At 45.0% G+C, this 26,328-nt stretch carries 30 protein-coding genes; 17 read left to right on the forward strand and 13 right to left on the reverse strand.

The annotated features are described in order from the left end of the window. Positions 1 to 126: 126 nt before the first annotated feature. Both PP175_RS07635 and gntK read left to right on the forward strand, forming a co-directional pair. A complete protein-coding gene (locus PP175_RS07635; protein WP_272442184.1) occupies positions 127 to 1,452 on the forward strand; it encodes a GntT/GntP/DsdX family permease in 1,326 nt (441 codons plus the stop codon). A 44-nt stretch (positions 1,453 to 1,496) separates the two neighbouring features. After that, a complete protein-coding gene (gene gntK / locus PP175_RS07640) occupies positions 1,497 to 3,038 on the forward strand; it encodes a gluconokinase (RefSeq protein WP_272443212.1) in 1,542 nt (513 codons plus the stop codon). A 420-nt stretch (positions 3,039 to 3,458) separates the two neighbouring features. On the opposite strand, the gene PP175_RS07645 is transcribed toward gntK, so the two are convergent. Further along, a complete protein-coding gene (locus PP175_RS07645; RefSeq protein WP_272442185.1) occupies positions 3,459 to 3,776 on the reverse strand; it encodes a winged helix-turn-helix transcriptional regulator in 318 nt (105 codons plus the stop codon). A gap of 351 nt (positions 3,777 to 4,127) precedes the next feature. Here PP175_RS07645 and PP175_RS07650 point away from each other — a divergent pair, with 351 nt between their 5' ends. Together PP175_RS07650 and PP175_RS07655 are read left to right on the forward strand one after the other, a co-directional pair. Continuing rightward, positions 4,128 to 5,114 carry a polysaccharide deacetylase family protein gene (locus PP175_RS07650; protein WP_272442186.1) on the forward strand — a complete coding sequence of 329 codons (987 nt, stop codon included), beginning with the start codon at positions 4,128 to 4,130 and terminating at the stop codon, positions 5,112 to 5,114. A 630-nt stretch (positions 5,115 to 5,744) separates the two neighbouring features. Next, positions 5,745 to 6,041 carry a ferredoxin family protein gene (locus PP175_RS07655; protein ID WP_272442187.1) on the forward strand — a complete coding sequence of 99 codons (297 nt, stop codon included), beginning with the start codon at positions 5,745 to 5,747 and terminating at the stop codon, positions 6,039 to 6,041. Between the two features lie 80 nt (positions 6,042 to 6,121). Here PP175_RS07655 and PP175_RS07660 read toward each other — a convergent pair whose 3' ends face one another. The 4 genes from PP175_RS07660 to PP175_RS07675 all read right to left on the reverse strand — a co-directional run bounded on the left by PP175_RS07660 (position 6,122) and on the right by PP175_RS07675 (position 9,519). Continuing rightward, on the reverse strand, positions 6,122 to 7,144 hold the full coding sequence (locus tag PP175_RS07660; RefSeq protein ID WP_272442188.1) for a UDP-N-acetylglucosamine--N-acetylmuramyl-(pentapeptide) pyrophosphoryl-undecaprenol N-acetylglucosamine transferase: 1,023 nt from the start codon (positions 7,142 to 7,144) through the stop codon (positions 6,122 to 6,124). Between the two features lie 114 nt (positions 7,145 to 7,258). Then, the gene (locus PP175_RS07665; RefSeq protein ID WP_272442189.1) at positions 7,259 to 8,395 is read right to left on the reverse strand and encodes an acyltransferase; all 1,137 of its coding nucleotides are present in this window, start codon (positions 8,393 to 8,395) and stop codon (positions 7,259 to 7,261) included. Between the two features lie 102 nt (positions 8,396 to 8,497). Continuing rightward, a complete protein-coding gene (locus PP175_RS07670) occupies positions 8,498 to 8,695 on the reverse strand; it encodes a DUF378 domain-containing protein (protein WP_272442190.1) in 198 nt (65 codons plus the stop codon). 41 nt (positions 8,696 to 8,736) lie between these two features. After that, positions 8,737 to 9,519 (reverse strand): SDR family oxidoreductase, encoded by a 783-nt coding sequence (locus PP175_RS07675; protein WP_272442191.1) that lies wholly within the window; start codon positions 9,517 to 9,519, stop codon positions 8,737 to 8,739. A gap of 165 nt (positions 9,520 to 9,684) precedes the next feature. Between PP175_RS07675 and PP175_RS07680 the strand changes: the two genes are divergently transcribed. The 5 genes from PP175_RS07680 (at position 9,685) to PP175_RS07700 (ending at position 12,787) form a co-directional block, all read left to right on the forward strand. Beyond that, the gene (locus tag PP175_RS07680) at positions 9,685 to 10,908 is read left to right on the forward strand and encodes a M20 metallopeptidase family protein (protein WP_272442192.1); all 1,224 of its coding nucleotides are present in this window, start codon (positions 9,685 to 9,687) and stop codon (positions 10,906 to 10,908) included. Between the two features lie 82 nt (positions 10,909 to 10,990). Continuing rightward, positions 10,991 to 11,197 (forward strand): DUF1540 domain-containing protein, encoded by a 207-nt coding sequence (locus PP175_RS07685; protein ID WP_272442193.1) that lies wholly within the window; start codon positions 10,991 to 10,993, stop codon positions 11,195 to 11,197. A 38-nt stretch (positions 11,198 to 11,235) separates the two neighbouring features. Continuing rightward, positions 11,236 to 11,547, forward strand: a complete 312-nt coding sequence (locus PP175_RS07690; protein WP_272442194.1) for a DUF4190 domain-containing protein — start codon at positions 11,236 to 11,238, stop codon at positions 11,545 to 11,547. A 182-nt stretch (positions 11,548 to 11,729) separates the two neighbouring features. After that, a complete protein-coding gene (locus PP175_RS07695) occupies positions 11,730 to 12,479 on the forward strand; it encodes an AzlC family ABC transporter permease (protein WP_272442195.1) in 750 nt (249 codons plus the stop codon). Further along, a complete protein-coding gene (locus tag PP175_RS07700; RefSeq protein WP_272442196.1) occupies positions 12,479 to 12,787 on the forward strand; it encodes an AzlD domain-containing protein in 309 nt (102 codons plus the stop codon). The genes PP175_RS07695 and PP175_RS07700 overlap by 1 nt, the downstream gene beginning before the upstream one ends. 55 nt (positions 12,788 to 12,842) lie before the next feature. Here the strand turns inward: PP175_RS07700 and PP175_RS07705 are convergent, their stop codons facing one another. Then, positions 12,843 to 12,992, reverse strand: a complete 150-nt coding sequence (locus tag PP175_RS07705) for a hypothetical protein (RefSeq protein WP_272442197.1) — start codon at positions 12,990 to 12,992, stop codon at positions 12,843 to 12,845. A gap of 318 nt (positions 12,993 to 13,310) precedes the next feature. On the opposite strand from PP175_RS07705, the gene PP175_RS07710 reads away from it, so the two are divergent. Together PP175_RS07710 and thiI are read left to right on the forward strand one after the other, a co-directional pair. Next, positions 13,311 to 14,465: a cysteine desulfurase family protein gene (locus PP175_RS07710; protein WP_272442198.1), complete on the forward strand. Its 1,155-nt coding sequence runs from the start codon at positions 13,311 to 13,313 to the stop codon at positions 14,463 to 14,465. Position 14,466: 1 nt separating this feature from the next. Further along, positions 14,467 to 15,666 carry a tRNA uracil 4-sulfurtransferase ThiI gene (gene thiI / locus PP175_RS07715; protein WP_272442199.1) on the forward strand — a complete coding sequence of 400 codons (1,200 nt, stop codon included), beginning with the start codon at positions 14,467 to 14,469 and terminating at the stop codon, positions 15,664 to 15,666. A gap of 56 nt (positions 15,667 to 15,722) precedes the next feature. Here thiI and phaC read toward each other — a convergent pair whose 3' ends face one another. From phaC to phaR, 3 genes are all read right to left on the reverse strand, one after another. Next, a complete protein-coding gene (gene phaC / locus PP175_RS07720) occupies positions 15,723 to 16,799 on the reverse strand; it encodes a class III poly(R)-hydroxyalkanoic acid synthase subunit PhaC (protein ID WP_442870457.1) in 1,077 nt (358 codons plus the stop codon). A 95-nt stretch (positions 16,800 to 16,894) separates the two neighbouring features. Then, entirely contained in the window at positions 16,895 to 17,638 is a 744-nt protein-coding gene (gene phbB, locus PP175_RS07725; protein WP_272442201.1) for an acetoacetyl-CoA reductase, read from the reverse strand. Between the two features lie 88 nt (positions 17,639 to 17,726). Next, positions 17,727 to 18,257, reverse strand: coding sequence for a polyhydroxyalkanoic acid synthase subunit PhaR (gene phaR / locus PP175_RS07730; protein ID WP_272442202.1), 531 nt, complete (start codon positions 18,255 to 18,257; stop codon positions 17,727 to 17,729). Between the two features lie 325 nt (positions 18,258 to 18,582). Between phaR and phaQ the strand changes: the two genes are divergently transcribed. From phaQ to PP175_RS07745, 3 genes are all read left to right on the forward strand, one after another. Beyond that, complete coding sequence (gene phaQ, locus PP175_RS07735) at positions 18,583 to 19,008, forward strand: poly-beta-hydroxybutyrate-responsive repressor (RefSeq protein ID WP_272442203.1); 426 nt, start codon at positions 18,583 to 18,585, stop codon at positions 19,006 to 19,008. Positions 19,009 to 19,096: 88 nt separating this feature from the next. Beyond that, entirely contained in the window at positions 19,097 to 19,657 is a 561-nt protein-coding gene (gene phaP, locus PP175_RS07740) for a polyhydroxyalkanoic acid inclusion protein PhaP (RefSeq protein WP_272442204.1), read from the forward strand. 79 nt (positions 19,658 to 19,736) lie between these two features. Then, on the forward strand, positions 19,737 to 20,192 hold the full coding sequence (locus tag PP175_RS07745; protein WP_272442205.1) for a MaoC family dehydratase: 456 nt from the start codon (positions 19,737 to 19,739) through the stop codon (positions 20,190 to 20,192). Between the two features lie 91 nt (positions 20,193 to 20,283). Here PP175_RS07745 and PP175_RS07750 read toward each other — a convergent pair whose 3' ends face one another. After that, entirely contained in the window at positions 20,284 to 20,733 is a 450-nt protein-coding gene (locus tag PP175_RS07750) for a YtxH domain-containing protein (RefSeq protein WP_272442206.1), read from the reverse strand. A gap of 105 nt (positions 20,734 to 20,838) precedes the next feature. Between PP175_RS07750 and PP175_RS07755 the strand changes: the two genes are divergently transcribed. Beyond that, entirely contained in the window at positions 20,839 to 21,036 is a 198-nt protein-coding gene (locus PP175_RS07755) for a hypothetical protein (protein WP_272442207.1), read from the forward strand. A 29-nt stretch (positions 21,037 to 21,065) separates the two neighbouring features. On the opposite strand, the gene PP175_RS07760 is transcribed toward PP175_RS07755, so the two are convergent. Continuing rightward, positions 21,066 to 21,221 carry a hypothetical protein gene (locus tag PP175_RS07760; RefSeq protein WP_272442208.1) on the reverse strand — a complete coding sequence of 52 codons (156 nt, stop codon included), beginning with the start codon at positions 21,219 to 21,221 and terminating at the stop codon, positions 21,066 to 21,068. A gap of 383 nt (positions 21,222 to 21,604) precedes the next feature. On the opposite strand from PP175_RS07760, the gene PP175_RS07765 reads away from it, so the two are divergent. Beyond that, positions 21,605 to 23,266: an ABC1 kinase family protein gene (locus PP175_RS07765; RefSeq protein WP_272442209.1), complete on the forward strand. Its 1,662-nt coding sequence runs from the start codon at positions 21,605 to 21,607 to the stop codon at positions 23,264 to 23,266. Positions 23,267 to 23,308: 42 nt separating this feature from the next. Here PP175_RS07765 and PP175_RS07770 read toward each other — a convergent pair whose 3' ends face one another. Next, a complete protein-coding gene (locus tag PP175_RS07770; RefSeq protein ID WP_272442210.1) occupies positions 23,309 to 25,069 on the reverse strand; it encodes a UbiD family decarboxylase in 1,761 nt (586 codons plus the stop codon). A 287-nt stretch (positions 25,070 to 25,356) separates the two neighbouring features. Beyond that, positions 25,357 to 25,482, reverse strand: a complete 126-nt coding sequence (locus PP175_RS07775) for a hypothetical protein (RefSeq protein WP_272442211.1) — start codon at positions 25,480 to 25,482, stop codon at positions 25,357 to 25,359. A 188-nt stretch (positions 25,483 to 25,670) separates the two neighbouring features. Between PP175_RS07775 and folE the strand changes: the two genes are divergently transcribed. Then, positions 25,671 to 26,264 carry a GTP cyclohydrolase I FolE gene (folE, locus tag PP175_RS07780; protein WP_272442212.1) on the forward strand — a complete coding sequence of 198 codons (594 nt, stop codon included), beginning with the start codon at positions 25,671 to 25,673 and terminating at the stop codon, positions 26,262 to 26,264. The last annotated feature ends 64 nt before the right edge of the window (positions 26,265 to 26,328 follow it).

Raw genomic sequence — 26,328 nt, forward strand, 5'->3', positions numbered from 1 at the left:
ATACAGGCAATCAGACGATAAGCTCTTATCGGTGTCTCGGTTCATCCCAAACGCCGATAAGGGTTTTCTTTTACCTTTTTCATGTTTATGAAAGGGGTTACGGTACGAAAGAAAGGTGGATTCAATATGGATACGTATTTATTATTAATGACGCTGGTTTCCATTATAATTGTTATTTTAGGTGTATCCTGGTGGAAATGGCATGCGTTTATGAGCTTAGTTGTGGCAAGTTTATTCTTAGCCATAGTGTCTGGATTATCCTTGGACAAAATTGTCACGGCCTATGAAACAGGGGTTGGCGGTGTTTTAGGCCATTTAATTGGGATTTTGGCATTAGGTACGATTTTAGGCAAGATGATGGCCGATTCAGGTGCTGGCATGCAAGTGGCCGATTTCTTCGTACGGTCCTTTGGTCTAAAGAAATTGCCATGGGCGATGCTGCTCTCAGGATTTATCATTGGCTTGCCTGTATTCTTTGAAGTTGGGATATTGATCGTACTGCCTCTGGTAATTTCGATACACAAAACGGCGAAACAAAACATTTTATTAATCGCACTGCCTGTTATTGCGGGCTTATCGATCGTACATGGCCTTGTGCCGCCGCATCCGGGCGCACTGGCTGCGATAAGCATTTACAACGCGAACCTTGGGAAAGTACTTCTCTATTCATTGATCATTGCGATTCCCGCAGCCATCATTGCAGGCCCCTTATTTGCCAGGTGGATTCATACACGCGTGACTCCTGAAGGTGAACCGGAGTTAATCCGGATTAATGTACGGTCAAAAAGTCTGCCGGGCATAGGCATCTCGTTCTTTGTAATTTTACTGCCTGTTATCTTGATGATCTTAGCAGCCGTAGCGCCATTTCTATCGCTGCCGCATGCTATAACGAAATTTTTCGCGTTCATTGGCAGCCCGCTTATTGCACTTCTGATTTCATGTTTTGCAGCTTATTACTTCCTCGGCTTCCGTAAAGGAATGGATAGAGAAGCCATTAAGAAGCTTACAGAAGAATGTCTGCTGCCAATCGGGTCAATTGCCTTAATCATTGGGGCCGGCGGTGGATTCAAACAGATCCTTATTGCGAGCGGGGTAGGTACAGTTATTGCTCACATGTCGGAGCATTTATCTCTGTCCCCGCTTGTTCTGGCGTTTATAATAGCCGGACTTATCCGAATTGCCACAGGTTCAGCGACAGTCGCTTTAACGACTGCAGCGGGCATCGTTTCCCCTATTGTCGCACACATGTCAGGTGTGAATCTTGAACTGCTAGTTATCGCGACGGGCGCAGGGTCGTTAATGTTCTCACACGTAAACGATGCGGGATTCTGGATGGTTAAAGAATATTTAGGACTGAGCGTGAAAGAAACGTTTAAAACGTGGACAGTATTGGAGACGTTGCTTTCATTTATCGCTTTTGCAGGGGCTTTAGTGCTTTCTGCATTCGTTTAATACCATCAAACGAGCGTGCCTGGGCCTAAAGTTAGGAGGAAAAAATTGTGAGCGCAAAATATGTAATCGGTGTTGATATTGGAACAACCAGTACAAAATCCGTTCTGTTTGGAATGGACGGATCGATTATAGCAAGCCATGGAATTGAATATCCCTTGTATTCTCCTACACCGGATACAGCGGAACAAGATCCTGAGGAGATATTCCGGGCAGTGGTAAACACGATCAAGCACATCATGCAGGCAAGCGAGGCTGAGGCGAGCGAAGTTCTTTGTGTCTCCTTTAGCTCTGCTATGCATAGTGTCATCGCAGTAGATAAACAGGGTCAGCCACTAACAAAATGTATTACCTGGGCAGACAATAGAAGCTCAAAATGGGCGGAAAAAATCAAAAATGAGATGAATGGCCATGAAATATATCTGCGTACCGGGACGCCCATTCACCCCATGTCACCTCTTGCAAAGCTGGCCTGGCTTCGAAATGAGCAGCCGTCTCTTTTCACCAGTACGTATAAGTTCATTTCGATCAAAGAATATATTTTCTTTAAGCTGTTTCATGTATATCTCATTGACTACTCGATCGCATCAGCAACAGGAATGTTTAATTTAAACGACTTGCAATGGGATGAAGAAGCATTGCGTGTGGCTGGCGTCTCAGCCGGACAGCTTTCGCAGCCAGTCTCCACTACCTATCAGGTATCGGGAATGGACGAAACATTTGCAAGAGAGATGAACTTGAGCTTGTCTACTCCTTTTATTGTGGGTGCCAGCGATGGTGTATTGTCAAACTTAGGTGTTGATGCAATCGATCCTGGGGTTGTGGCCGTAACGATTGGCACAAGCGGTGCCATACGTGCTGTCACGGATCGTCCTGTGACAGACCCTAAAGGAAGAATTTTTTGTTACGCGCTGACAGAAAATCATTGGGTGATTGGTGGTCCAGTCAACAATGGGGGCATGATTTTCAGATGGGCCCGTGACCAGCTGGGTTCTGCAGAAGTTGAAACGGCCAAGCGGTTAGGAAAAGATTCTTATGAAGTGCTTACAGAGATAGCTGCCCGGGTCAATCCGGGATCGGACGGATTGTTATTTCACCCTTATTTAGCGGGAGAAAGAGCGCCTTTGTGGGATGCAAATGCACGGGGATCCTTCTTTGGGCTTGGGCTGCACCACAAGAAAGAGCATCTCATTCGCGCTGTGTTGGAAGGTGTGATTTTTAATCTGTACACCGTGCTGCTTGCCTTGGAAGAACTAATAGGCGAACCGAAAAAAATTCAGGCAACCGGAGGCTTCGCAAGATCAGAGCTCTGGAGGCAAATGATGGCCGATATTTTCAACCAAGATGTGCATGTGCCTGAAAGCTATGAAAGTTCTTGCCTGGGTGCTGCAATTCTTGGCCTGTACAGCCTGGGAGAGATCAAATCATTACAGGCCGTCTCTGAGATGGTAGGTGCAACATATTATCATAAGCCGAACCCGGCAAGCGTTGAAATCTATAAAGAATTAACACCTATTTTCATTCGTCTTTCCCGGCTTTTGGGCGAAGAGTATGAGAGTATTGCGGCTTTCCAGAAGAAATGGGTGTAAGAAAAAAAGGGCTTCCGAATCGGAATGCCCGTTTTTGTTGTTGGTAAAGAAAATATATGTTGCTTTAAAGTAATAAAGTATTTCGAGTTGGGTCATTAGGTCCCTTGCTTTTTGTTGATATGCAGTTTATGTGCTACACAGTGCTGAAGTGCTTGAGCGATTTTTAAACGGGACCTCCGGTCCCGAAACACCCAAGAAAACATCGTGAGGCACATGTCCGCACCTTTCTTTCCCCCTTCGGAGCGTGTGAAACAGAGGGCGAAATAGACCGGCAACTGTCTCCATCACTGAGATACCCAGATGTTTTGCCGGTCCGTCCGACGTTCCACAAAGCGGCCGTAAAAACTTCTATGTGGGGAAAGAAGAGAGCGGCATGGCCCACGATGTTTTTTCACATTTTTAAACCGCTTCCATTTTCTTTTACTCTTTCACCCAATTTTCAGCCCAGTGGCTAAGCTGGCACAGAATCTTGCCCAACTCTGTTCCCTTTTTTGTCAGCAAATATTCGGTCCTAATCGGCCGCTCAGGTAAGACATGGCGAACTACTATTCCTTGCTCTTCTAATTCTTTCATTCTTTCTGTCAGCATGCGCTTACTTAAATAGGGAATCATCGTATGAATTTCAGTAAAACGTTTAGGCCCACCCATTAACACATAAATAATTAAACCCGTCCATCTTTTACCCACTAAATCAAAGCTTTTTTCAATCTTCGGGCCAATGTCTTGCTGTTCATCCATCTCCTCAAACTCCTTATAAGCGATTTGGAATAATTAATTCCTAATGTATTTATTGTAACCATTGGGCTTTCAATAAAAAAGGTAGTTACTTCTTTATTAATAATAAAATTATAACAAAAAAGGACCGGGGTAACAAACGTCTAACTGGCCTTTTCACAAAATGTACAAATGAAACTTCATCCGTCAAAAAGAACGATTGTTCACGTTACATAAAGTAACTTGAATACAAAACGTTAAGATGGAATAAATTTTCGCCGGGAAAGCTGGCTAAATGGTCATCTTTTTAAGCGAGCCAAATAAAATACGATACTGCACGAAATTAAAATCGAAAAAAGGGAGGTTTTCTACAGGATGGTTTCGCAGTCATCTATTTATGTAGACCGGAGGCCCGTTATCACAACCTATTATCTGCAGAATGGGTATTTGATGGTACCAGGCTTATTCTTTAAGAATACAGGTGTTTTTGTAGATTGGGATTTTCATAGCCAATCGGTAGTATTGACAAGTGATAATCGGACACTCAGTTTTCCTTCAGGGCAGAATTTTGCGGAATATTATAATAAAGACACGAATCAAAAACAACGTGACTATCTTCCAACCATTATAACAAGCCTTCCGGATGGGACTTATGTTCCACTGCAATACACCGCAGAAACACTTGGCATGAGAGTTTCCTATGACTTTCAACAGATCAGAACGTATATTGATACGAATACTGTGCCATCGAGCTTACCAGCTATTTATTATCGCGGGGCTACAGACAAGAAGGAGGTTGCACTCACATTTGATGATGGTCCGGATCACTTATACACTCCGCGAATTCTGGATATTCTAAGGGAGAAAGGAGTTAAAGCAACGTTCTTTGTAGTTGGAACACAAGTAAGCTATATCCCATTTGTTCTAAAACGCATAGCACAGGAAGGCCATGAGATAGGCAACCATAGCTGGAGTCATCCCGACTTATCCAGGCTGACAACCAGTGAGGTCATACAACAAATACAAACGACAGAACAGGAGGCCCATAGAACTGCTGGCTATAGAACCACACTATTTCGTCCGCCTTTTGGTCTGTTTACCAAGGCCGATCTCCTAACCGTTCACGACCTGGGCTATGAGATGATCATGTGGTCAGTTGACACCCTGGATTGGCAGGGGCAAACCGCCGACCAGATTTTATCTACCGTAAAAAGAGAGGTTTCCCCCGGAGCCATCATTCTGCAGCATGCACTTATAACGAAACCAGGGTTGTTAGAGGGTTCGGTTAGAGCCCTGCCCCAAATAATTGATTATTTACATAGTATTGGTTATGAATTTGTTACGGTAGGAAGTCTCATCTAAGGCGATTGAAAAAGCTGTAGCTTTTTGTCCTGCGTTCTATTTCGTGTTCCCCTTGGTATATCTGTAAAATGAAGTTGTGCTTACGATCTCACCGTTCTCATTTTCAATGAAGCACTCGGTAAAAAGCACTTTATAACCGTCTTTTATATACCGGGCTGTGGCAATAAGTTTGCCGCTGGTGGATGCTTTTAAGTAAGAGGTTATAAATAATCTACCATGCCCGTTATTAAAACCTTCTCTGGGTTATTTCAAGGGGTGATTTTTTATGCACAAAAATATGTGAACTTCGGCACAATTGATATTTCTCATAATAAAATGATTAGTAAGGTGACATCGTGAAATTTATCACTTCTCCCCTTCTAATAAATGATTACTCATCATATATACAACTACTAAGGTACATTCAGCGTAACAAATTAGGAACAATTTCTTGTCTTAAATGGAAGGAGATTGACGGGGTGAATGGAATAATTTAAGTACAGTAAGGCCACGTTTCAACCTCCAGGCAGAGATAAATTACTGAATAATTAGACAGGGAAAGCAGACAACCACATAGTCGGCGCCGGCGTGGCCAATATAGTTAGTTGTCAGCCTAAAAAGGGATAAACCTCTAAGGAAGGTGATGAAACAATGAGTAATGTACAAAAAACGAATACGCTGGAAGAAAAGCAGTACTTGCTTCGTTTCCGAGCGGATTCGCAGTCCCATCTTCATGTACTGAGCCACGACATTTGTGCCACAGGGTGTCCGGATAAGCTGTGTACCCTGTTTTGTCCGGGTGAAGTATACAAATGGGAAGGCGCACGTATGGCCGTTGGATATGAAGGATGCCATGAATGCGGGAGCTGCCGCATTGGCTGCCCGCATGAGAACATTAAATGGGAATATCCAAAAGGCGGCCACGGCATTGTGTTCAGATTAGCTTAAACGATCCCATCGCTAACGTACATTTTAAGAGAAACGTTATACGAAATCCATTAGTGAAGCACGTTTGGTGCTTCTTTTTGTTAAATGCTGGAATACCCGATATCTTTTAGAATTCTGTGCGCAATCACTTTTTCACTTTCTGGGATGGCAAGCTGTGCCAATGCTTGCTGTATTTCGTTCCGTTTTGTTTCGTTATTCCATAATTCTAAAATAGCTCCGGTTAATTTTTCTTCAAAGTAATCTTTTTGCTCCACAAGTAAAGCGGCGTTTTCTTTCGCAAAATAAAGGGCGTTCTTTTTCTGATGATCATCCGCAGAGGTGGGCAGGGGAACTAATATAGACGGAATGGATAAGTTGGCCATTTCAAACAAAGTACCCGAACCACTTCTGCACACCATTACTTTTGCCTGTGCATATAAGCTTTTCATGTCTGAAACGAAGGGAAGAACCTCAAGATTTGCAGGAATTCCTTGTTCCACGAGTTGCTTGTAATTTTTCTGGCCGCTTATTAGGATGCAGGGGATATCGGGATGCTGTTTAGCAAATTCAACAGCGGTTTGATTTAATTTAATCGATCCCCCACTGCCACCTGTAAAAAGAAGCTTGGCGCCGTTCACTGCCAGCTTGTCTTTCAGTCTGACGGGATTGCCGCTGTAACAAGTATTTTCCCTCTGCTCCGCGGGAAAGGAGTAGAAGAATGTCCTTGCATTGCGCTGGAACAATTTGTTTACTTTCCCAATAATAGAATTCTGTTCATGTATGCCATAAGGGATACGAAGGATATTCGCTGCCGTAATCGTGGGAGCCGATACAAATCCACCAGTCGAAAACACATAATCAGGCTTGATTTTACGCAGAATATTAAGCGCTTCACACACCCCCATCGCATTTTTAGTAAAAAAGGTAAAATAATTGCCTTCTAATCCCTGTGATGGAATCCCAAAGAAAGGGATGTTGTTTTCTTTCGCTAAGCGGGATTCAATATGATTCTTATTTCCAATGAAAAATAGTTCTGCACCATGCTGTTCTTGCAAATACTTGCCAACGCTAATTGCTGGGAAGATATGGCCAGCCGTACCTCCGCCCGTAATGACGATTTTCAAATTGTCCACCTCAAAGCACGATTAATTAAAAGGAATCAAAATTATTTCTATGAAAACTTTGCAGAAGTTTTACGTTCCTATTTACATTACTACACGCGATTCAAAAAGAACAGGCTACGTGTGTTGCGATACCCTGGCTTTAGCCCGGCTTCGCTTATTTCTTGAACCAACCCCGAACAAGTGCTGGCTTGCCGGCACATAGCTAAGTGCGTACATAATAGCATAACTTCCCCCGAGTGTAAGAAGAAAGAGAAGCGGATAGAACAACCAGTTTGAGCCGGTAAGATGGAATCTATTAAGCAATCCGGATACAACTAGCTTTAGCACAAGTACATGGATAAGATAAATGCCGAATGAATACTTCCCTATCTGCTTCACAACAGTCGACAATAAGGAATCACGCCTGGCTAGCTTGACCGCAAAACGAGCCAGTATAACAAAGGACAAAAAGAACTGGGCAGGTTCGAGAACTGCCGGTCCCATAAAATAACGAGGATGAATACTGTAAAAAAGATGATACCTGGCAAGTCCGGCGAACCAGAAAGTGGATATCGCCCCAACAAAAAACAGGACCCCCAAAGCTGTTATTAGGTTGGCATATGGAAAGGTTTTAACCCAGCCGGCAACTGTGTTGTATGTTCGGCTTACATAAATACCAAGGACCAGGTAGAACACTTGTGACAAAGCAATGGTAATAGGAGTAGGGGATATAATATAGTATATATTCCATGCGATCTGCACACAAAGCGAAGCCGTAACCAGCAGACGGCTTTTGTTTTTGGAGTCAAACCAATTATAAATCCACAATACGGCTGGGAAAAACACGTATACTTGAACAATGACCGCATAATACCACAGATGGTAAGCAGCCCCAGCCCAGATGAAATTGTGGGCAATTGTTGCAGGAGTAACGCCGGAGAATCCACCGTTAAAATATAGGGTATATACAATGGTAAACAGTAAATACTGGGGCAGAATGGATTTGGCCCGTTTTAAGTAAAATGCAGGTAAGGATGAAAACCGCAGCCTTTTATACTTTAGCGAAAGTACAAATCCTGATATGAAAATAAACAGCGGCACAGCGAAGTGAGCAGCGATATCCAGTAGTATGCTGGCGATAACCAGCGAGTTTATCGATTTAATATAGGCGAAATAGGCAGTGACATGGATGATGATAACGGCTGCAATGGCGAAGCCGCGCAGGTAATCCATTTCCGGACTCCATCCCGCTGCGTTGTTCTTGTTAACCACACCGGTCCCCCTTGATGAATAGGCCCCTATTTTTTGTTCAATCTTAACATAACCCTCTGATGAAAAACACCCCCTCCAATAATGGAAAAGGGGTGTTCGGTCTTACTTCGCTGTGGCTCTGTCCCGAAAAAGTAAGCTGAGACAGTATAGACCAGCAAGGCCCACAAGGGAATAAATAACCCGGCTTAAAAAAGATGACTCGCCGTTAAATAAGGCTGCGATTAAATCCCACTGGAATAACCCCACCAGAAGCCAGTTGACCGCTCCGATGATAACAAGAACAAGGGCAAGACGATCCATATTTTCAACTCCTTTCTCACGCATACGTGTAGTATATCCGTTCACTTTTTATTGATGCGAGGGGATATCACCCTGTCAAATAGACCTGGCATAAGCTGTTGGATGATCACCCCCAGTTTCATGTAGCCAGGAAGTATTATTTCCGGACGGTACCGCTTCACCGACTGAAGGATAGCGCCAGCAACCTGCTGCGGCGTAAGCATAAATCTCTCGATATTTTTTCGGTATTCCCCGGTGGCGTCTGCCCGGTTAAAGAACGCGGTCTCTACGGGTCCGGGATTAATGGCTGTTACTTTAACGCCGGTTCCTGCGAGTTCCTGCCTCAGCGTGCTTGTAAAGGCAATCACAGCGAATTTGGTGGCGGAATATCCGCTTGATTTAGGTGTGGCAATTTTGCCTGCAACTGAAGCAATATTAATAATGTGTCCTGAATTATGTATCAGCATGTGAGGCAGGACGGCTTTGGCACAGCGAACGGTGCCCATATAATTTACGTCCATCATATCAGTGAAGTCTTCCAGCCTGGCCAGGGTAAATTCAGAGAAAATTCCATATCCTGCATTGTTAACCCATACATCGATGCGGCCAAATGTATCAAAAATTTGTTTTACAGTATCCTCCACCTGCTCATTGTCTGTAACGTCCAGCGGATAGGCAGCACATTCCGGAGCAGTGGCGATCAGCTCCGCTTTAAGCTCTTCAAGTGCTTGGATGGTTCGCGCAAGCAGGATGGGCACGGCTCCTTCAGCTGCCGCCATTCTGGCTAATTCTCTGCCGATTCCGCTGGAAGCCCCTGTAATCGCGATTATCTTTCCTTTTAACATGATTCTTTGTCCTCCCAAGTAGTCACTGTAGTTGTATCATAGCAGAAATAAGGGGAGAAATCCGCCAGAGTTTACTCATAAAAATACAAGTTCAAGCATAAAAATTCTTTATTTTTTTGCCGGTATACCCTACTATAAAGAAAAACACATAAGGGGGCGGCAAATGTGGATGGAAGTAATGAGAAAAACCACACATACAACGTCATGCAGAACCAGATCAATCAAGCTGTTGAACAAATACAGGGTGACCTAGTCGAAATGCGCCGCCATCTTCATATGTACCCTGAGTTATCCCATCAGGAATCTGAAACCGCACTCTACATTCAAGAAAAGCTAAAAAGACTTGGCCTTAGGCCGTTGTCCTGCACAGGAAAAGATGTGATCGCCTACATCGATGGTTCGCAAACAGGTCCGACAGTAGCGCTGCGGGCAGATATTGATGCCTTGCCGATTAAGGAAGAAACGGGTCTGCCGTTTGCCTCCAAAGTTGCAGGTGTTATGCATGCGTGCGGGCACGATGGCCATACGGCGATCCTTCTTGGAGCCGCAGGCGCCCTCACCCAAATCCAAACAGAATTTCCCGGCAGGGTAAAGTTGATTTTCCAGCATGCGGAAGAGGTATGCCCGGGCGGTGCAGCCGAGCTGGTGCGAGCCGGGGTGCTTGAGGATGTCGACGCTATCTTTGGCCTCCATTTATGGCAGAACGTAGAGCTGGGACAGCTTGCGACCTGCTCAGGGCCCATTATGGCAGGAGCAGATTCTTTTACTATCCGCATTCAGGGTACTGGCGGCCATGGTTCAATGCCCCATCTGACTGTGGACCCCATCGTTGTGGCGGCGCAGCTTGTCCTCCAGCTACAAACAGTCGTCAGCCGGTCTCTAAATCCCCTGTACCCGGCAGTTATCAGTGTTGGACAGATCCATGCGGGGGACACGTATAACATTATTCCGGATACCGCGCTAATCGAGGGGACGGTCCGCTACTTTCACCGGGAAATTCAGCAGGAGATCCCTCTGGTTATGGAAAGAATGGTAAAAAACACATGCGCTTCGTATGGTGCAGAAGGGGAGTTGGAATACGTAGCGGGTGACCCTTCTGTCATTAATGATGCGGGCATGAATCAAATTGTGGAGCAGGTTGGGCTGCAAGTAGTAGGCAAAGGAAACGTACGCACCGCTGAGGCCAGCATGGCTGGAGAGGATTTTTCCTATTATCTGCAGAAAATTCCTGGCGCTTATTTCTTTCTGGGCATCAAAGGGGATACAGCTAAATACAGCCACCATCATCCTTGTTTCACCATTGACGAGGAGATGCTGCCTGTGGGAAGCAAGCTGCTCGCAGGCATAGCTGTGCACTACCTTACAGCTCCTGAGAATGCAGTAAAATAATAACCAGTATTCGTTGGGGGCCAGCAAGCCACTCTAAAAACAAGGGGAAGCTCCATAGTCCCCGGAGAAAAGGAGTGAGCGTATGCCACAGGGTGTAAAGTGTACAGTTGCAAGCTGCACGTATTATGCACCGGGTAACAATTGCGCAGCTGACGCCATTAAAGTCGAGATTGACAAGCATGCCGCCATTAATTTGAATACAGAAATTGGCGAGATCGCCGGCGAAGTTCACCAGGACCGGGCTATACATTCGAGAGAAACGTGCTGTCTTACGTTCAAGAAGAAGTAGTCATTCACCTGCTTTTAAAAAGGGTAAGGGGGCAGCAGATGGATAAGGGTCCGCAGGATGACAAATACCGTGAAGAAACGGCAAGCGAGTTAGCTCCTCATCGGCCAAGTCCTGTGCAATTCGGAAAAAATGACACCCCCCGCGAGGATGCAGGCGGAAAAGGGTTAGGTACCGTGGCGCTCATTTTATCGATCCTTTCTTTTTTTATCATGCCATATTTGTTTGGAGTTGCAGGTCTTGTGCTTGGTTTTTTTGCCGCAAAACGGGGAGGGAAAGCAACAGGCCGCTGGGCTATTTATTTGGCTATCGCTGCCATGGTGCTTCCGCTGTTTATACGTCCCTGGTATTAACCTTGACTCCGGCAATCTTCTTATACGACCCAATCGGTTTGGGTCTTTTTTTTATGAAAACATACAATTTCTGTGTATACAGGCAGAACAAAAAGGACATCAACTGCCAACACCCTGCCTTAAGCCAAGTTATCGAAACTTTTCTGATTTGTGCTATAATATTGCAAATAGGAGGGAGAAGCATGAAAGCTGAGGGAATCTATATCGAGCCTGGCAATGAGATGCGTACACAGGCGAGAGCAGGATTGAATGAAGGGATTAAAGCAGGTATTCCGATAGCAGTAGGGTATGTTCCTATCGCCATTGCTTTTGGACTTCTGGCTAAATCATCCGGTTTGCCTAATTATGTGAGTCTCTTGATGTCTTTGTTTATTTTTGCAGGAGCCAGTCAGTTTGTCGGTGCTAATCTTATCGCGCTGGGTGCATCGTTTGGTGAAATCATTCTAACTACATTTATTTTAAACTTGCGCCATTTTTTAATGACAGCTTCCATATCCCAACGCATAGAAAGTGGGACAGCAAAAAAGTGGATGGCTTTGCTTGCTTTCGGGGTAACGGACGAGACTTTTACCGTTGCTGCCCTGCGTGCAGAATCGAAGCTCGGCCGAAAGTTTGTTCTGGGTTTGAACTTCACGGCATTTGCGGCATGGAATGTGGGAACATGGGCCGGTGTTTTTCTGGCTTCAGGCCTTCCGGATTCGATTAAAACAAGCATGGGTATTGCGCTTTATTCGATGTTTATTGGCCTTCTTCTGCCGTCCATGAAAAAATCACGGCCCATTCTCATGGTGGCAATGGCTTCCGTCTCTATCCATTCCATTCTGCATTGGCTTCCTTTATTTAGTAGTTTATCAACCGGATGGAGTATTATCATATCTACCATCCTTGCCGCTGCTGCAGGAGCCATCATTTTTCCGGGAGGTAAAGATTGATGAGCATGGTATTTCTCGTTCTGGGAATGGCTGCCGTTACATACATTCCACGTATGCTTCCTATGGTGCTGCTGCAAGATATACAAATGCCGCCCTTTCTAAACAGGTTTCTTGGCTTTATTCCATTCGCAGCGCTGGGTGCCCTTATATTTCCCGGTATTATATACTCGACAGGAGATGGGGACTATGGCCCCGCAATTGCCGGAATGAGTGTCTCTGTCATTGTTGCCTTCTTTCGGGTAAATGTGATGTTTGTCGTACTTGGCGGAATTGCCGCGGCCTTTGGGTGGAAAATGATGGGTTTATAACAAAGGGAAAGGGACAGTTCGTGTCAGCTGTCCCTTATAATTATGTTAGTTGGTTTTATCCATTGTATACTTCGTTTAAGCAGTTGTCGGTGTCCAGGCGATCGAATCCTTCATCAACACGCTGCATGGCCCGGATCTGGTTCTGCAATCTGGCAATCTCTGCTTCCATTTTCTTTAACATTTCAACCTGCACTGTCACTGTCATAGTAATCTCTCCTTTATTTATTAAATATTCTGATAAAATTAGGGTCAATCTTTTCAATGAGCAGTGGCTCATTTCAAGTCGACACTTTTTATTTTTATAATTTATTGAAAACTATAATAACAAGCCTATGGATGTTTGTAAATAGGTTTCTCAAATGTAATCGCTTTCATTTAAAAAGAATTTTTTGACAATTGTATGCCGGATGTTTTCAGGAATAAAACACACAATATTTATGATAGCAAAGCAAATGTGGTATGATGTATTTTGATACTTTTTTACCTAATTATACGGACCACTTTTAATACGGATGTGAAAACCATGATATATTTCGATAACAGTGCAACATCGGCGCCCTATCCTGAAGTGCTGAAAGTGTATCAGGATGTGGCACAAAAATATTTTGGCAATCCTTCTTCCCTGCACAGTCTGGGAACGTCTGCCGCTAAACTGCTTAACCAGTCGCGCCATGTTGCCAGCGAAGCGCTAGGCGGGGCCACTGGTGACATTATCTTTACGTCTGGCGGAACGGAAAGTAACAATATGGCCATTAAGGGAATTGCCCTGCAGTATAGTTCCCGCGGAAAGCATATTATTATGTCGAGTGTAGAGCACGCATCCGTGTATGAAACCGGAAAACAGCTGGAAGGACTAGGGTTTCGGATCACGTATCTACCGGTTGATTCCACGGGCAGGGTCGATCCTGCGGATGTCGAGCAAGCCATGCAGGATGATACCATTCTTGTGTCCGTTATGTATGTTAACAGTGAACTGGGAACGATTCAGCCAGTTGCGGAAATAGGCAGTATCCTTGCCCGTTTTCCCAAAGTCTTCTTTCACGTAGATGCGGTTCAGGGGTTCGGCAAGCTGCCTGTAGAACCTGCCCGCTGGGGTGTGGATCTTCTGTCGCTATCCGCCCATAAATTCCACGGCCCCCGCGGGATCGGTCTGCTCTATATGCGCAAAGGAATTGTGCTTTCTCCTCTGCTGTCCGGCGGAGGGCAGGAAGACGGAAAACGGTCTGGTACAGAAAATCTTCCCGCTATTGTGGCAATGGCCAAAGCGATGCGCATGCAGCACCAGTCGTTAGCGGCCAATCGAAAGCATATGACTACCATACGCACGTTTTTGATTGAGCAACTAGAGTCCTTTCCAGGATGTCTCATTAATGGACCGGGGAAAGGCAGTCCGAACGCGGCGCCGCATATTGTCAATTTTTCCTTCCCAGGCCTAAAATCAGAAGTAGTTGTGCATGCCCTTGAGGAAAAAGAGATTTACCTATCGACCCGCTCCGCCTGCTCGTCGAGGCAATCTAAGCCTTCACGTGTATTGCTGGCGGCAGGCCTGGATGAGGCGCGGGCTTCCAGTGCACTGCGTGTCAGCCTATCTGAGGATAATACAATGGTACAGGCGAAGGCTTTTATTTCCGCTTTAAACGAAGTGATACCAAATCTAGCAAAGATAATGAGGGTGTAGTATGCAGTATGAACATATTTTAATACGCTATGGGGAATTAGCGTTAAAAAAACGCAATCGCAAAGAATTTGAAACACAGCTGGTCCGCAACATCAAAAAGGCGCTTAAGGATTACCCAGGTGTTCAGGTGATTCGCACGTTCGGGCGTCTTTATCTAGCTTTAAACGGAGAACCCTATTCAGAAATTGAAAGCCGTCTGGAGAAGGTTTTTGGCATCCATTCCTTCAGCCCTACCCGTTTTCTGCAGTCGTTTGAGCTGGAAGATATCCAGAATGCGGCTCTGCAGGTGATGAAGGATGTCACCCCTTTTCCGAAAACCTTTAAAGTCGCGGTAAAACGGCCGAATAAACAATTCCCTCACCGTTCAATGGAGATGAACAACTTAATGGGGGGATTTATCCTGCGTAATACGGAAGATCTGCGGGTCGATGTTCACAACCCAGAAGTCCTGCTCAGCATTGAAATCCGGACGGATGGGGTGTTTTTATCAAGCCGAAGCGTTGCGGGTATGGGCGGTCTGCCCACGGGAAGCAGCGGCAAGGCTATGCTTATGCTATCAGGCGGGATAGACAGTCCGGTGGCCGGCTGGATGACGATGAAGCGCGGTGTGCGGATAGAGGGCGTTCATTTTCATAGCTATCCATTCACGTCAGAGCGAGCCAAGCAAAAGGTTGTCGATTTATCCCGGATTCTCACCCAGTACAGTGGGGGGATGAAGCTTCATGTTGTACCGTTTACAGAAATTCAAACGCAAATTCGCCAGCACTGCCCTGAACATTACACCATTACCATTATGCGGCGTTTTATGATGCGCATTACAGAGAGGTTAGCCCAGAAGCATGGTGCGCTAGCCATCGCTACCGGGGAGAGTCTTGGACAGGTAGCTTCCCAGACCATGGAAAGCATGTACACGATTAACAGTGTGATTGACACACCCGTACTTCGCCCGGTCGTTGCCATGGATAAAGAAGAAATCATGAAAATTGCCCACCGAATTGGCACGTATGAGACGTCCATTCTGCCGTTTGAGGATTGCTGCACGGTTTTTGTGCCAAAATCACCTGTTACAAAGCCAAAGCCTGAGTTGGCAGAGCAGTTTGAAGCACCGCTGGACGTTGAACAACTTGTGGAAGACGCGGTTAACGGAGTGGAGAGCATCTGGATTGACCCGTCAACCGAAGAAGAAAACGAATTTTTCTAAAAGCAAAAAGGAGTTCGGGTGCGAACTCCTTTTTTACTTGTTGTACGTCGGATTATTTAATTTGACCGCTCAGCCAACCAAGAACCAACCGTCGGATAGGTTTTGTTGATTGCCTGGCGTCCGAAACAGACGGAAACGTGGCCTGTCGGCAGGAGAACGAATGTTTTGTCTTGGCTGGATATAATATCCATCAGCGCTTCCACCTGATGCGGAATGGCGATGTGATCCCGTTCCGCTGCCATATTCAGCACACTGGCTTTAATATTTGCGAGATTGACATTTCTGCCTCGAATGACTAATTCGCCATTGATTAACTTGTTGTGCTGGTAAAATTCGCGAATCCACTGGCGGAAGGCTTCGCCGGGGAATGGGATGCCATCGTTTACCCATTTTTGCATAAGCTTCCAGCTGTTTACGAACGAGTCGTTCTCCGCGCGATCCACGAGGTTTACATAGGGCCCGCAGAAGTTAACAACCGGTTTCAGCATTTTGTTGCCGAAATCAATCATTTCAGGAGGAATAATGCCCATTGTATCGACCATTTTGTCGAGATTAAAGTACCGGTTATCCAGCCAGTTGGTAAACAGGCCAGCATCAGAAAAGTCGAACGGGCTCGTCATAAAGATAATATTGCGTATGGGAAGATCAGGGTGCAAGGCAGCAAAAATCGAAGTCATGGTGCCGCCCATGCAATAGCCAAGCAGAGAAATTTCATCGGATTCGGCGGTTTTCATAACTTTACGCACAGCACGTGGAATATAGTCCATGATATAATCGTCAAGTTTCATGTGACGGTCTTCAAGGGCCGGCGTTCCCCAATCCAGCATATAAACATCGAATCCTTGATTTACAAGGTATTCGACTAGGCTGTTGCCAGGGGATAAATCGAGAATATACGGTTTGTTAATTAGGGCATAAATAATAAGTAAAGGAATGCGGTGTGTTTTTGGTTGAGAAGGAGCGAAGCGGTACAGTTTCGTTTTATTTTTTGTCCAGATGATCTCTTTCGGTGTGAGGCCGACTTCCGGCTCTGCTTCTGTCGTAAGAATTTCAGTCGCACGTTTAAAACGCCTGTAGGTGCGCTTAACCTCCTGAGGCAATGTGTCGATGACATCTTCCCAGTCCTTAACCATCGGGGTTGACATATGGTTTGTTCCCTCCACAATGCATTTGATTTTATATGTTATGATCAAAAAAACTTAAAAATTCGATGTATTTTGTTGCTGCTTTACATGTGCATGCCACCGTTAATGCTGAGTTCGTGTCCGGTTATGAAAGCCCCATCCTGGCAGAGGTAGACCACACCGCGTGCAATTTCTTCCGGTTTGCCAAAACGCTTAACGGGAATTTTCGCAATAATCTGCTGGCGGATTTCTTCAGGTACAGCGGCTACCATGTCTGTTTCAATGAATCCAGGACAGATTGCATTGACGGTTACGCCGGTTTTGGCCAACTCAAGAGCAAGCGATTTCGTAAAACCAATGATACCGGCTTTAGCAGCTGCATAGTTCGTTTGGCCGTAGCCCCCGGCCTGGCCTATGATGGAGGAGATGTTAATGATCCTTCCGGCATCTGATTCTAAAATATGCGAAAGGGAAGCGCTCGTCATGTTGTAGAGGCTTGAAAGATTTACATCGATAACTTGTTTCCAGTCTTCAGGAGACAATTTGCGGAAGGTCCGGTCTCTTGTTATGCCGGCATTGTTGACTAATATATCAATACGTCCATATTTATTGATTGCATCCTCTACAAGAACGCGGGATTGCGCAATATCTGACACATCCGCCTGGCTGGCAAAGGCTGTTCCGCCTGCAGATTCAATATCTCTTACTACCTGCTCAGCTGCTTCGCTGCTGGTGTTAAAGTTGATTACCACTTTAACACCGTTTGCGGCGAGCTCTTTTGAAATGGAAGCTCCAATTCCACGGGAACCACCTGTTACAATCGCTACTTTTCCATCTAATTTAACCATACACCTGCACCCCTTATCATGACATCGATTTTATGTTCTTACTTCTAAGTAGTTACTATCGTCTATCTGAAATCTAATGTTTGCTGGGTTAAGAGATTGGATCTGTTTTCTTGGTTGTATTTTCCGGATTGTTCCTTGGCGTTTCTGATTCATTGGTGGCTTCTGTTTCTTTTGCAGCCGCCGTTTCTTTTAAGGAGGATACCATTTCTTCCTGCTGTTTTAGTAGCTTGAGAACCTGATCCATTTTCTTGTCGAGTGATTTAATGTCGATTTTTAGCCGGTTTACTTCCCGGGTTGTATCCAGGTTGTTAATCTGGTGGGACAAATCCCCCTCTACAAGTTCTTCAAGCCCTTCTACTTTTGCTTCAAGGTTCACAATTAAAGCAGAAAGATTTGAAATATCAGCCCTGGAAGGCATATTTACCTGTTCCAGAATTTTGTCCGTTGATTGTCTTACCATATTTTGATATTGCAGATACATGTTTAGGAACTGGCCCATCCACTGGGAGAAATCTTCTCTCCGCATTGTCTCATCAATCGACTTGCTCCAGTGTGACTCAGTTTTGTCATACATGTCCTTCCACACGGCAAACGGGTCAAACGGTATTTGCTGGTTCACTCTTTCATCTCCTCTCAGAAATCATCCGGCAGCACCGAGCGAGCGGGAACTGCACACATGCCTTTTTCACGTAAATTATAGTAGAGAAAAGCTTGCAACTCAAATAAAATTATTCGATAAATTATGATATTTTTATGACATTTCCATCCAAAAATCTAAAAAAAATGATGAATTATGGATGTTATGCGCTTTCATTTGTTATTTAGGGTGATCAATAGGATTATATTACCACTGAGGAATTTCTTGGATTGAAATGATTGACAAATAGCTGTCGGTAGGTGTAAATTACACATATAGAGACGAACTTAAATTGTAGGTGATACACATGGCAGAGAAGAAGGAGAATGCGGAAGAACAGACAAAATCCCAGGAAGATAAGGTACCGAACGGGATGCCCAAAAACCTCCTTGTTCCTTTTTTACTGCTGCAGCTTCGCGGTTGGAATGTGCATGGTTACGAGTTGATTCAGCAGTTGATTAAGTTTGGATTTCCCACAATCGACCAAGGCAATGTGTACCGCACTCTGCGGCAACTTGAAAAAGACAACATGGTCAAGTCGGAGTGGGATACGTCCACAGGAGGGCCAGCCAAACGAATTTACTCGTTAACAGATGCTGGAGAGCAGTATTTAAAGTCGTGGGCTTCTTCCCTTGAACAGTATCAGACGATGTTAGACCGCTTTTTCAATATGTATACAGAACTGTTCATGCCACCCAACTTATCTGGAAATAAAACAAACAACATGTCTTAGCATAATGCCTGACTAACAGGGATGCTGCAGCCCAAGCTGCACTCACCATAAAAACTAACAGTGGTTTTCTAAAAAGGAGGATTATTCAATGGCAATTCCAAAAAAGGCAGAAAACGAAACAGTTGTGAACCAGAACAGCAGCAGTATTGTGGATACAATGTGGGATGGATGGATGAACGGTATTAAAATGGTGTATGCGTACCATCAGGAGGTAGAAAACTTAACCCTGCAAACTATTGAACGACAAAAAGAACTTTGGATTAAAACGACAGCAAATCTCGACAAAATGGAACAAGAAATGAATCGCTTTTTGCAGGAGTTTAAATTAAACTATCAGAATAACGTGAAAAATATTGGGGGCGAACAAGCTGGCCGGACAATTGAAGACTGGCAGAACCGTCTGGACGAAATCGCAGCGCGCCTTCAGCAGTTAACCTGGACGCCTGGTAAAGCGGGAATTTCCGTGCTGACAAAATCCAGTGAACAAATTGAAACGGCTATTAAGAACTTAATCGCACAGCAACAGAGGACCCGGGAAGAAGTACAATCCCTGATGAACAACTTTATTGGACAGTTGAAGTCGACTCAGAAGGGCATTCTTGAAACGGTGGAAGTTAATAAGAACAATACAATCGACATGTTTAAATAAATAAATTTTATCCCCCTGTATAAGGGGGTTTTTCTCCATACAGAAGAAAACCAAGGGATGGTTAAAGAGGAGAGGGAAAATGGATTTAAAAGCCGAGTTGCTCGAAAAGTCCAGACATGTGGCCCAAAAATCGTATGGTGAAATTCAGGTTGGCGATAAAGCCCAGATTACGAAAGAGATAAGGGACGAAGACATTTTAACTTTCGCTAAGCTAACAGGTGACGTCAATCCGGTTCACATTGACGATGATTTTGCGCAGCGTACCATGTTTAAAGAACGAATCGCGCACGGCATGCTGTCAGCCAGTTTTATATCAACAGTACTTGGAACACAACTTCCTGGTACGAATACAATTTACCTGTCCCAGAATCTTAAATTTAAAGCTCCTGTAAAAATTGGCGATATTGTAACAGCTATTGCCGAAGTTGTGGAGAAGAGAGATGACAAAAAGATAATCAAGCTAAAGACAAACCTAGTAAACCAGAATCAAAAAGTTGTGGTAGAGGGAGAGGCTGTTATAATGAAAATGGAGTAGCCACAAAGGCTGCTCCATCTTTTTTGGCGATGTTTATTCTTATCGAGTAGGAAACGTGCTTGATTTCGCATATGCGAAGGTTATGCTCACATTATTCCGATTTGTTAGACGATGAAGGTCCTGTTTTGTTCGAGTAGCTATTCGTTGGATTGTTGCTGCTTATTTCAGATGAGGATCCTGAATTTTTCATCTCGTCTACTACATGGCTTGTTGTCTGCATTACATCCGTGACCGTATCTTTCATTTTACTGACAACGCCATTTGAATCTTTGGATGTCGTGCTTACAAACTCGACTGTTTTGTCTTTTACACTGGCCGTACCCCGGAGCAGGTCGCTTCGTGTCGATTTATCTGCAAGAATAACAGCGGTAGCGCCCAGAACGGCTCCTCCAACTGTACCCCAGAGGAGTTTACTGATTGACTTTTTACCTGCATTCCTTTCAGCTGTTGCCCAATCTGTGTTTCGGACTTCACTCGCTTGATTGACCGGAGTGGTTTCATTTTTCCATTCAAAGCTGTTTGCTGGTAAGTTTTGATTCATGTCCATTGTAATCCCCTTTCATTGTATTAATGTTTATGAAATACCCTAATTCATGCGGATGTGAAACAATGTTAATGATATCCAATAATAAGGAGGCAATGTGAGATGCAGGAGTATGTTGGGGATTGTATTAAATGCGGAAGGAACATTTACTGTCATGATGGGTTTATCGGGGCGGTTGTAACGGAACCAGGAAAAATGGTTTGCTTTGAATGCATGGAACGTCAAAATGAAGAAAATAAAAAGGATATAAAATCTGACAACCAGAAATTGTTTATTGGCAAACAAAAAAAAGACACATGAACAAATCACGTGTCTTTTTTAATGCCTTCTTATTGTGTTAAGCCATCTTCAGTTGTGACCGGTTGAATCTCGTTTGTACTGCCCTTTTTGTTTTTCTCATTCGTAGTGGTTTTCGCTTCGAGTTTCTCAAGCTGATTTTCCACAGTTTGAGAGTGGATCATACTTTTTTGATTGTCCTGCTTCATTAGTCCACACCTCCTTCATCTTAAGTCGGTCCTGATTATGATGGGGAGATGTCGGTAAATTTATGCAGGATTCTCCGATTTTATTGGGCTTGCGATTCCAATACTTCAGTGATTAATTTAGTGACACAGTATACGCTTGGAAATTCCCATTCTTTCCATTCCTCAGCAGACATGCTTCCCCCTCCTTTCTGAAAAGTTATTCATGCTATTTATCTCATGGTGGATTAATACAGCTATGTGAAGTTAACACTTATGTTCATTATATACCCCATAATTCTAAAAATTAACCTGCATCAAAAGAAAACTTTTCCATAGACTCAAAAGAATACAAGGTGATTTTGGGTATTGTATAATTGCATTATAATCCAAACAGGAGCGTTCATATGGTTCGGAACCGATATTACAGAATTTATGTGATTGTTTCCATGGTCGTACGTTTTTTCCTTCAAGTGTGGTGGTTTAATCGAAGACACCGCATAGGCAGTCGGTCGGAAATACAGGAGAAGTGGCAGAAATTGATGGGGCGCCAGGCCAGGGAATACAAGCGAACGGCCCTCAAACTTGGAGGTCTGCTGATTAAAATGGGGCAGTTCCTCAGTACGCGTGCCGATGTGATGCCTCGCGCTTTTACGATTGAGCTCAGCGATTTAACGGACCGGGTACCGGCAGTACCGTGGGAGCAAAGCCAAAAGATATTAGAGGAGGAATGGAACCATTCTGCTGACACTCTCTTTGACGGTATTTCTTCTAGTCCGGTGGCTTCTGCTTCCATCGGTGAGGTTTACCAGGCCTATTTAAAAAACGGACAAAAAGTAGCGATTAAAATTCAGCGTCCAGGCATCGATAGAATAATCGATGCAGATTTTGCGGCCACAAGGGTCGTCATCCGGTTGGCCAGACGTTTTACACGGTGGGGTAAAATGGCAGACCTTGATGCTTTGTATGGCGAACTGGAACGAACGGTCTCCAAAGAGTTGGACTTTCGCAAAGAATACGCGCACGCCAAGCGATTCATGGAAATGTACGCGGCAGACCCTACCATCGAAATTCCCCATTATTATGAGGAATTTATGACTCGGCGTACGCTCGTGATGGAGTGGGTTGAAGGTGAAAAAGTAACCGGCCAAAAGTTTCTGGAAGCCAACCACATTAACAAAAAGTATGTTGTCTCCCGCATCTCACGTATGTTTCTGGAGCAGGTGCTAAAGGAAGGTTTTTTCCATGCAGACCTCCACCCCGGGAACATTTTTATTAAGCCAGATGGAACCATCGTACTCCTGGACTTCGGGATGGTGGGTGAGATAAAACGGGAAGCACGCAAGTACATCCAGGATCTTGTACAGTCTGTTGTACTCAAGGATTATGACGCGGTTGTCGAGGCGCTTGACCGTCTTCGCTTTCTGACTCCTAATGCAGATCGGGAACAGGTAAAGATGGCCCTGCAGTTCGGACTGGAATTGTATTTTAAGCGGGATTACGCGATGCTCGATGACGACATGCTTGAGGCTATGCTTACACAGCTTCAGGATTTTGTACGCGAACAGCCCATCCAGCTTCCAGCGGAATACGCTTTTCTTGGCAGGGCGTTCAGCACGGTTGCTGGTGTGGTCACTACGATACTGCCGGATGTCGATTTTCTGGAGGTTGGAAAGCCTATTGTAAGCGAGTGGCTTAATGAGCAGCGAACAAAGGCCGAAACACGGAAAACCATAAGCGATACCGTAAAAAATTTTGCTAGAGATATTGGCAGAGAATTGACAAACCTGCCTCGTCAGTTTAACCGGTGGATTGATTCGGATGTTGAACATAAGCATTACCAGCGCAAGCGGGAAGAAATCCGGGATTGGCTTATCTACTATAAGGAAAGGCAGCGAACTGCAGGCTTTTTTGTTGCATTTGCCTGGGGTAGCGCGATCATATTGTGGATTACACATTTTCAAGTGCTGGCTTATGTTTCAGCCGGAATTTTGCTGGTGTCGTTTCAGCGGCTGCTTCACTATCAGAAAAAGGCGGCGATCATGCTCAAGGAGCACAGCCGTTTATAGAAAAAGGCAAACCGGGCATCTGCCCGGTTTGCCATGCGCAATTTATGAAGGAAAATATTCTTTCCATCTGCGGTCCACCAGCTCGACGATATCTTCCCGCGGCACAAGCTCTTCAGGATAGAACGGTTTCATCCGGGCGTCGATAACAATCGGCCCTTCAAACTGAAGCTTGTTCTGCCGGACGCTTTTTATAGCATAGACGTCGTGCGCCGGATCAAACCTTGTAAAGGTTGTCCACAGAAAGGTCGTCTGATCGGTAATATCGTCCGCATTATCGACAAGGAAAACAAGCGGCCATTCCTGCAGCTTATCCTGTGCCGCTTGGACTAGTCGGTTCGGAAGATCTTCATCAGATTTAAAAGTCCCCCCTGAAACCACGAGACAACCTCCGCAGTAAGGTTTTACTTTTGAGATGCCGGCGATAGGCCCCCCTGTATAATCCCGGGGCAGATCACGAATTTTATCCCCAATGCCCAGCATAATGGCTTTGCTTCCGTGATTAAATTTACGCCCCGTATAATCAAGCGTATCCATGGAAGTATCATGTACGATAAGCAGGTCACGTTGTGGATTAAACCGCTCCAGGATAATTTCAAGGAATGTCGGGAAATTCGCCAGATCGCACGGGATATCTGTTACCATAAGAAATTTCGTTAAGGTTAGTTGGCCTTCTCCCATAATTCGGAAGGCGTGTGCCATCGCTTCACGGTAATAACTTTCACGTACGACAGCTCCTGCAAGGGAGTGGAACCCGGTTTCACCATAGGTCCACAGCGCCTTAACCCCGGGCATAACAACCGGAAACATAGGAGAGAGGAGGCTTTGCAGATAGTCCCCGATAAAGTAATCCTCCTGGCGGGGTTTACCCACAACGGTTGCGGGGTAGATCGCATCCTTGCGCCGATACATCTTCTTGATATTAAAAATAGGGAAATCATGTTCCCAGGAATAGTAGCCATAATGGTCGCCAAATGGCCCTTCCGGATGGCGGACATGGGCTGGAACTTCTCCGCTGAATGCAAATTCAGCTTGCGCAATAAGCCTGTGTACATGCTCCGCGACATCTGTTATTTCGAGTTTTTCTCCCATTAGAAAAGAAGTAAACAGAAGCTCCGGCACAGATTCCGGCAGGGGGGCGATGGCCGTTGTAATTAAGGCTGGAGGGCCGCCAAGGAATACGGTTACAGGCAACGCCTGATTCCGCAGCTCGGCTTCGTGGTGATGGAAACCGCCTCCTTTTTGAATCTGCCAGTGAATGCCTGTGCGGTTTTTATCCTGTACCTGCAAACGGTACATTCCCAGATTGTGTTCTTTTGTAATCGGATGTTCCGTATAGACGAGCGGGAGGGTAAAGAAAGGACCCCCATCCAATTGCCAGCTGGTCAATACAGGGAGCTTATGTAGATCCACCTGGTCCTCCACAACAGCGGCAACCGGGGCCTTACTGCGCGGAATCGTTTTGAGCCCAGTACGGGCGATGTCAAGCAGCGGGACCCTGTGTTCCCACAAAGAGGAAAGCTTAGGAGGCATCAGCTTGTCCATGGCCCCAATCAAGTTTCGAACCAGTCGCTCAGGCCGCGGGCCAAAGGCCAATTCAACCCGCTTTACCGTACCAAATAAATTCGTGACAACCGGGAATTCGCTTCCTTTAACATTGGTAAAAAGAAGAGCAGGGCCGCCTTCTTCAATAACGCGACGATGGATTTCTGCAAGTTCCAGATTTGCGTCCACCGGAGCGGAGATTTCAACGATATCTTTTTCATTTCGCAGTGTTGTAAGAAAGCTCCGTAAATCTTTATGCATTCGCTTATCTGTCTCCCCCAACGGTATATTCTTTCTTAATTCTACCTTAGTTTGCTTCGGTTTGGTTATACCTGTTCAATGGATTTTAAAACGCGCAGGTGAGTAGCCATATATTGGTTGGGTGTATATAATCGGAATCCCTGATTCTGAATGTAATCGAGTATAAAGTCCTCAGGGTACATATCGAGTATGTCCTTATCCAGACAGTAAGTGGTTTCATCTTGGGTAGAGCATTCAAAAGATCCGGTTAAATCGCCCTGAACCAGGGCGAAGCGCAGTGAAAAGCTTCAGCCGCCTTCGCGGATGCCAAGTACATTTATTCTCTTGTAACCTAGCGATGTGACCGCTGCCTGCGCAGTGCGGGTTATGGTAAACATGAGGCCGTCCAACTCCTTTCTATGCAAGGTTATCATGGCATGGTTTCCTTCAAATGTCCAGTTATCAAAACGAATTTAGCGGAGCGGGTAATGGTGGCAGCCATAGTGCTAAGGGAATGTTTATAGCTTGCAACTCTTATACAATTGTAATACAGTTTAGAAAGTGCAGAACAGACACTGGCACTGCAAATTTCTGTTCTATTTACAATTGAGGAGTGAGCGCTATGCACACAGAAGCAGTTAAGTCCAGTAGACAGCTACTTGATCCGATGGAAGAGCATTTCTATGAAGTGATAAAATTAATTGGCGAAGATGCAGAACGCGAGGGTCTGCGGGAAACCCCCAAACGAATTGCTAAAATGTACCGTGAGATATTTAGTGGTTTGCAGCAGGATCCGGCCGATGTTCTTGGCAAAACGTTCCCCGCTGAGGGAACCAATGACATAGTGATTGTTCAGGATATCCCGTTTTATAGTGTTTGTGAGCACCATTTTGTTCCGTTTTTCGGGAAGGTTCATATTGGCTATATACCAGATGGCAGAATTGTGGGATTGAGTAAATTCGCGCGTCTCGTAGATATTTTATCTAGGCGGCCACAGGTTCAGGAACGGATCACAAACCAGGTTGTTGAAACATTAGAGGATGTTATAAGGCCGGTTGGCTCCATTTGCATTGTGGAAGCCGAGCACATGTGTATGACCATGCGTGGCATTAAAAAGCCTGGCAGCAAAACGAGAACCATTGCGCGCCGCGGAGTATTTGATACAGACAACGGTAAACAGGAAGAACGCTTTTTCCGGCTGCTGGAGAAACAATAAGCCATAAAGCGACATTTATAGGCACTCCTCAGAGGGGTGCCTTTGCTATGTTAGATAAAAGATG

Source organism: Aneurinibacillus sp. Ricciae_BoGa-3, from assembly GCF_028421645.1.
Taxonomy (GTDB): Bacteria; Bacillota; Bacilli; order Aneurinibacillales; family Aneurinibacillaceae; genus Aneurinibacillus_B.

Bases quoted from the DNA above. Each gene is read 5' to 3' on its own strand.
- PP175_RS07635 (WP_272442184.1), top strand. From the start codon at position 127: ATGGATACGTATTTATTATTAATGACGCTGGTTTCCATTATAATTGTT.
- PP175_RS07645 (WP_272442185.1), bottom strand. From the start codon at position 3,776: ATGGATGAACAGCAAGACATTGGCCCGAAGATTGAAAAAAGCTTTGAT.
- PP175_RS07650 (WP_272442186.1), top strand. From the start codon at position 4,128: ATGGTTTCGCAGTCATCTATTTATGTAGACCGGAGGCCCGTTATCACA.
- PP175_RS07655 (WP_272442187.1), top strand. From the start codon at position 5,745: ATGAGTAATGTACAAAAAACGAATACGCTGGAAGAAAAGCAGTACTTG.
- PP175_RS07670 (WP_272442190.1), bottom strand. From the start codon at position 8,695: ATGGATCGTCTTGCCCTTGTTCTTGTTATCATCGGAGCGGTCAACTGG.
- PP175_RS07675 (WP_272442191.1), bottom strand. From the start codon at position 9,519: ATGTTAAAAGGAAAGATAATCGCGATTACAGGGGCTTCCAGCGGAATC.
- PP175_RS07685 (WP_272442193.1), top strand. From the start codon at position 10,991: ATGCCACAGGGTGTAAAGTGTACAGTTGCAAGCTGCACGTATTATGCA.
- PP175_RS07690 (WP_272442194.1), top strand. From the start codon at position 11,236: ATGGATAAGGGTCCGCAGGATGACAAATACCGTGAAGAAACGGCAAGC.
- PP175_RS07695 (WP_272442195.1), top strand. From the start codon at position 11,730: ATGAAAGCTGAGGGAATCTATATCGAGCCTGGCAATGAGATGCGTACA.
- PP175_RS07700 (WP_272442196.1), top strand. From the start codon at position 12,479: ATGAGCATGGTATTTCTCGTTCTGGGAATGGCTGCCGTTACATACATT.
- PP175_RS07705 (WP_272442197.1), bottom strand. From the start codon at position 12,992: ATGACAGTGACAGTGCAGGTTGAAATGTTAAAGAAAATGGAAGCAGAG.
- PP175_RS07710 (WP_272442198.1), top strand. From the start codon at position 13,311: ATGATATATTTCGATAACAGTGCAACATCGGCGCCCTATCCTGAAGTG.
- thiI (WP_272442199.1), top strand. From the start codon at position 14,467: ATGCAGTATGAACATATTTTAATACGCTATGGGGAATTAGCGTTAAAA.
- phaC (WP_442870457.1), bottom strand. From the start codon at position 16,799: ATGGTTAAGGACTGGGAAGATGTCATCGACACATTGCCTCAGGAGGTT.
- phbB (WP_272442201.1), bottom strand. From the start codon at position 17,638: ATGGTTAAATTAGATGGAAAAGTAGCGATTGTAACAGGTGGTTCCCGT.
- phaQ (WP_272442203.1), top strand. From the start codon at position 18,583: ATGGCAGAGAAGAAGGAGAATGCGGAAGAACAGACAAAATCCCAGGAA.
- phaP (WP_272442204.1), top strand. From the start codon at position 19,097: ATGGCAATTCCAAAAAAGGCAGAAAACGAAACAGTTGTGAACCAGAAC.
- PP175_RS07745 (WP_272442205.1), top strand. From the start codon at position 19,737: ATGGATTTAAAAGCCGAGTTGCTCGAAAAGTCCAGACATGTGGCCCAA.
- PP175_RS07750 (WP_272442206.1), bottom strand. From the start codon at position 20,733: ATGAATCAAAACTTACCAGCAAACAGCTTTGAATGGAAAAATGAAACC.
- PP175_RS07755 (WP_272442207.1), top strand. From the start codon at position 20,839: ATGCAGGAGTATGTTGGGGATTGTATTAAATGCGGAAGGAACATTTAC.
- PP175_RS07760 (WP_272442208.1), bottom strand. From the start codon at position 21,221: ATGAAGCAGGACAATCAAAAAAGTATGATCCACTCTCAAACTGTGGAA.
- PP175_RS07765 (WP_272442209.1), top strand. From the start codon at position 21,605: ATGGTTCGGAACCGATATTACAGAATTTATGTGATTGTTTCCATGGTC.
- PP175_RS07770 (WP_272442210.1), bottom strand. From the start codon at position 25,069: ATGCATAAAGATTTACGGAGCTTTCTTACAACACTGCGAAATGAAAAA.
- PP175_RS07775 (WP_272442211.1), bottom strand. From the start codon at position 25,482: ATGATAACCTTGCATAGAAAGGAGTTGGACGGCCTCATGTTTACCATA.
- folE (WP_272442212.1), top strand. From the start codon at position 25,671: ATGCACACAGAAGCAGTTAAGTCCAGTAGACAGCTACTTGATCCGATG.